The sequence below is a fragment of the Candidatus Synechococcus spongiarum genome, assembly GCF_900047545.1.
Taxonomy (GTDB): Bacteria; Cyanobacteriota; Cyanobacteriia; order PCC-6307; family Cyanobiaceae; genus Synechococcus_B; species Synechococcus_B spongiarum_C.
The window spans coordinates 1-4,372 of record NZ_FITM01000020.1 but is presented as its reverse complement, the minus strand read 5'-3'; the positions used below and the strand labels follow the sequence as shown (position 1 = coordinate 4,372).

The 4,372-nt window shown below is 60.0% G+C and carries 3 protein-coding genes; all 3 read right to left on the bottom strand.

Translation table 11 applies throughout. From position 1 onward, the window contains the following. Positions 1-323: 323 nt before the first annotated feature. Positions 324-3,125, bottom strand: a complete 2,802-nt coding sequence (locus FLM9_RS00815) for a DNA methyltransferase (protein ID WP_074456819.1) — start codon at positions 3,123-3,125, stop codon at positions 324-326. Next, positions 3,125-3,712 (bottom strand): hypothetical protein, encoded by a 588-nt coding sequence (locus tag FLM9_RS08285; protein ID WP_218969706.1) that lies wholly within the window; start codon positions 3,710-3,712, stop codon positions 3,125-3,127. Before FLM9_RS08285 ends, FLM9_RS00815 begins: the two co-directional genes overlap by 1 nt. Continuing rightward, positions 3,709-4,372, bottom strand: a 664-nt coding sequence (locus FLM9_RS08280; RefSeq protein WP_218969705.1) for an Eco57I restriction-modification methylase domain-containing protein, incomplete at its 5' end; no start/stop codon positions are given. The genes FLM9_RS08285 and FLM9_RS08280, both read right to left, overlap by 4 nt.

Genomic DNA, 4,372 nt, shown 5'->3' with positions numbered 1-4,372 from the left:
TCTTGGAAGATTCTCTCTGAACACCATGGGCTGCCCTCCCCAAATGACTCATCAGCTCCAAACTACCAATCCCGGAAGGAAAAGGGTGCGAGCGTGATACAGCCTGACTTGCCACAGCCAACTGGCAAGACGATGCCGACCTCGTGTTCCTTTTCGTTGGGGTCCCTGGCAAAGTCTTCAAGGGCGGCGTATGCTTCCTTCTGGGGTTTGCGGAGTTTGGGATTTTCTTGGATAACAGGGGTCTTGGTTTGAAAAGCGTTTCTCTCCATGTCCTTGCAAAGGGAAGCAGTGGACTCAGATTTTAAGCCTCAGCGCTCAACAGGCTATTGCCCAGAAAACCGAACCCGCTTCCTTTTCCTCCTCGCCTGGGCCTCCAGTGGAGCTCTCACCCCCTCGTACATCATCAACAAATACTCCACTCTCTCCCGCTCAGAGGCAAATCCCGACCGCCGATAAAGTCGATCCACACCCCGATCAAGTGCCTGATGAGCACGCCGCAAGTTTGGCGGCATGGTATCTGGATCGTAGAGATCAGCCAGGGTGGCGCCAGGGTGGGCAGCACGGGCATCAAGAACACCTTGGGCTAGCAGGTCCAGCTTTGAAAGACCTGCATCCCTGGGTGGCAGCGGAAAGGTGTTGTAGACGAGACCGATGGAATAGCGATAACTACTTTCCAACCGACCCCCAATATGGCGCAGCCAGGCCATATGCATGGCCGAGGTGAGCAGCGCGAAATCTGCCAGTGTGGCGTTCTGAAGCAAAAGCGTAGCATCGCTGGGAATCACTGGGGGATTCAGCCATCCGATAGGTGCATAGTCCCGCCGCTCGGAGCTTACCCTTGGAACCAAAAGGAAGGGCGCAGTGGGGATGACGTTGATGTGGTAGAGCGTTGGCGTTGCCGCGAGCTTCTGTGTTGGCTTACTCTTGCTGGCCTCCCGATAGGCGCGGACAGCGACGATCCGCTCCCGCACCCGGGGCAGCCGCGCCAGCACGTCCGGCGGTGTGTCGTGTAGCGCCAGAATCCAGCGTTCACCACCTTGCAGGTATTCCCGTGCGCCAATGAACGGACGGAGCCAGGGCGCAGCTTCGGGTTCCGTTTCCAGAAACGCGCCACGTTCTGCGGCGTCGAAGATATAGTTGCCACCATCGATGGGTTTGGAGCCGATGATCAATCTGCTCATCCCGTTGATGGGCGCGCTTTCCTCCTGCACCACCAGATGGGGGTCCGAGAGGCCACCAGCGTCGAACAGATAGGGGGACAGCACCTGATGACGGCTCTCCTCCGGTTCACTGTTGATGTCGGGATAGCTGAAGAGGCGCTTGTGGGGCCAGGGTTGGTGACGATGATGGAGGCCCAGGATTACTACGTGGACATGGGCTTTGCCGCGGGCATCGGAACCCCAGGCGAAGGTGCGGTGGGCAAAGGCGATGTCCAGCTTGCAGCGGTGGAAGACAAGGGGCCAGAGTTGGCCCACTTGTTCCCCCTGGGTGATGGAATTGGTGGCCACAAAGGCCATGGGGGCCGTGCTGCGCTGTAGATATTCTCCCGCCTTGAGGAACCAGGCGGCCACGTAGTCAAGAGTGCCGCCGCTTTTGCCCAGCCCGGCGATGCGCCGCACCTGCTGCCGTTGTTGAGATGTTTGATATTTAGCGCCCACGAACGGCGGATTGCCAAAGAGATAGGAACACTGTTCTGGCGCCAATACCTCCGCCCAATCCAGTTCCAGAGCATCGTCGTGGACAATGTTTGGTGATGTTTCCAGGGGAATGCGCACAAAGGTTTGGCCAAATTCCAGACTCAGCTGGTTGTTCATGATGTGGTCCATCATCCACAGAGCAGTCTCGGCAATGCGGGCCGGGAACTCCCCCAGCTCAATGCCGTAGAATTGATCCACGTTCAGTTTAGACAGGTCCGCTGCCCACCCTTCCAATTGCCGGCGGCCGTCCCGGTCCCTGGGATAGAGGGCTTTCAAAACGTCAATCTCCAGCAAGCGCAATTCTCGGTAGGCAATGATCAGGAAATTGCCGCAGCCACAGGCGGGGTCAAAGAAGGTGAGGCCCCCCAGCCTGGTTTGGAAGCTCCACAGCGCCGTTTGACGGTGAGTCTTTCGGGCTTGCAAGCGGGCAAACTCGGCCCGCAGGTCCTCCATGAACAACGGCTCGATCACCTTGAGGATGTTTTTCTCGGTGGTGTAGTGGGCACCCTGGGCGCGGCGCTGGACCGGTTCCATCACCGACTGGAACAACGCCCCGAAAATGGCGGGGGAGACTTGGGACCAATCAAAGCGGCAGGCGTCCAGCAGGGCGCTGCGCATGGCGGCGTTGCAGGAGAACATGGATAAGGGGCCTTTGAACAGGTCCCCGTTGATGTAGGGGAATCGGGCCAGGTCTTCGTCCAGGGTGGTGGGGCGCTGCTGCTCCGGTGTGTCCAGCACCTGGAAAAGCTGGGCCAGCCACGGCCCCAGGTCGGCCCCGTCCTCGCTGGTGCGGGTCTCCATGAGCTCCACAAAGATGTCTCGCGGCTCGAAGACGCCGGTGTCGTCAGCGAAGAGGCAGAACACGACGCGCACCAGGAACTGCTCCAGGTCATGGCCGCCGTGGCCCACCTCCGCCAACTGGTTGTGGAGTAAACCCACCAGTTCGGCAGCGACGATGTTGACCGGGTCCTGATCCCGAAAGCTGCGGCGCTGCACCCCCAGGATGAAGCCGAAGATCTCCACATGGCCCGGCAGGTCCACCAGGGTGAAGGCCACCGTGTCCCGCTCGTCCAGGTCGTAAAGCTGGAAGGTCTGGAAGTCGCTCACCAGGATGTAGCGGGGGCGCTCCCGCTCCGGTAGGGCATCGCAATACTCACCGGCCTGGTCATAGGCGGCGGCCAGGTCCCGCCCGGCGCTTTTCTGCTCCACGATGAGCACCCCCGGCCAGAACAGGTCAATGAAGCCCGAGCGGTTATCCAGCTTGGCCACGTGGGCCTCGTAGCGGGCCACGGTGCGGCGCTTCACGCCGAACACCTGGAAGAAGTCGTTGTAAAAGCTCTGGGTTTCCCCCTTCTCGTAGACGGCGTCCTGCCACTCGTCGGCAAAGGCGGCGGCGCGGGCGCGTACTTCGTTCCAGGACAGGCGCATCAGACGGCCTCAAGCAGAGCGGCTTTCCGCAGGCTCCACGGAGTGTTGTTGTGGTTCATTGGGGCCAAAGTTTCCAGCTTGGCATCCATCTGATCCTGTGTGAGCGTTCCTTGTCCCATGGCCCACTTGCCAAGCTGGATCAGGGCATAACGGCTCGGATACTGCATGAGCCTGAGATCAGTGGCATTCACCTGAGTATGACTGTTGAAACGACGGAACTGCTCATCCACTGCGGTCGTGTTCAGGAACAAGGCCAACCCACGGGCCAATGTCTCGGGCAGGCCGTGCTTGTTCTGGTGAAACAGATTGATATGGTTCTCAAAGTCCAGAACGGAATGCTGGCCAAAGGCGGTAGCGTCAATGACGCTGGCCACCACACGGCGCTTTTCTTCTTTGGATGAGAAGCGGCGCACTGCACAATAAAACCCGTTGGGGTAAAGCCACCTTTCCGTCTCGGCGTTACGGCTGATCGCGTTCGGCTTCTTCAAGCCAGCTATGGGCCATACGGTCCCGCCCATGCGCAGGTGGCTGGGGTAGATCAGGGGAACGATGCATGCCTCAGGCGTGGGGCGCAGGTGGACTTTCATGCGGAAATCAACCACTGGCCCGGTGGAGACCTGGATGCCAAGATCAGCCAGGGAATAAGCCCACCGGCACCCAGGCGCTCGATGGCGGTTTTCTCTGGCGTTGTGAGCACGTGGATCAACTGTTCAGGGGCATGGGGGAACACGACCCGCTCGAACGGATGGTCGTGGGTGACAAAATCAGCAAAGCTGTCTTCAGTGGAGGTGGACACCGTCACCGGCCCCTGTTGGCCGCCGCGCTCCAGGCGGATGATGATGGTTTCCTGCAGCACCTCATCTCCCTTGAACGGTTTATTGCGGGATGCGAACAGGTGCATCTGGCGGATGGCCGACCGCGCCAGGATAAAGTCACGGAATGGACGGTAGTATGGCCCGCTGCAGAAGCTGTGGGGGATGATGGCCACGATCTGCCCACCCGGTGCAGCCTCCGCCACAGCCAGGCCCACGAAGGCGGAATAAAGATTCACCGTCTTGATGCCGACGCGGTGCAGGGCCAGCCGGTGGGCTGAGTGGCTGCTGATCTTCTTGTAGGGGGAATTGAGGATCACGTGAGTGTAGCCCTGGTTCCGTAGGCCGTGGGCAGTGGCCAGATGGATGTAGTCGCCTCGGATGATGCGGGATGTGGCGTGGCTGTATACGGCCAGGCGTCGTGCAAGGTGGCCC

Excerpts from the sequence above, each read along its gene's own strand:
- FLM9_RS08285 (WP_218969706.1), bottom strand. The coding sequence starts at position 3,712 with ATGAAAGTCCACCTGCGCCCCACGCCTGAGGCATGCATCGTTCCCCTG.
- FLM9_RS00815 (WP_074456819.1), bottom strand. The coding sequence starts at position 3,125 with ATGCGCCTGTCCTGGAACGAAGTACGCGCCCGCGCCGCCGCCTTTGCC.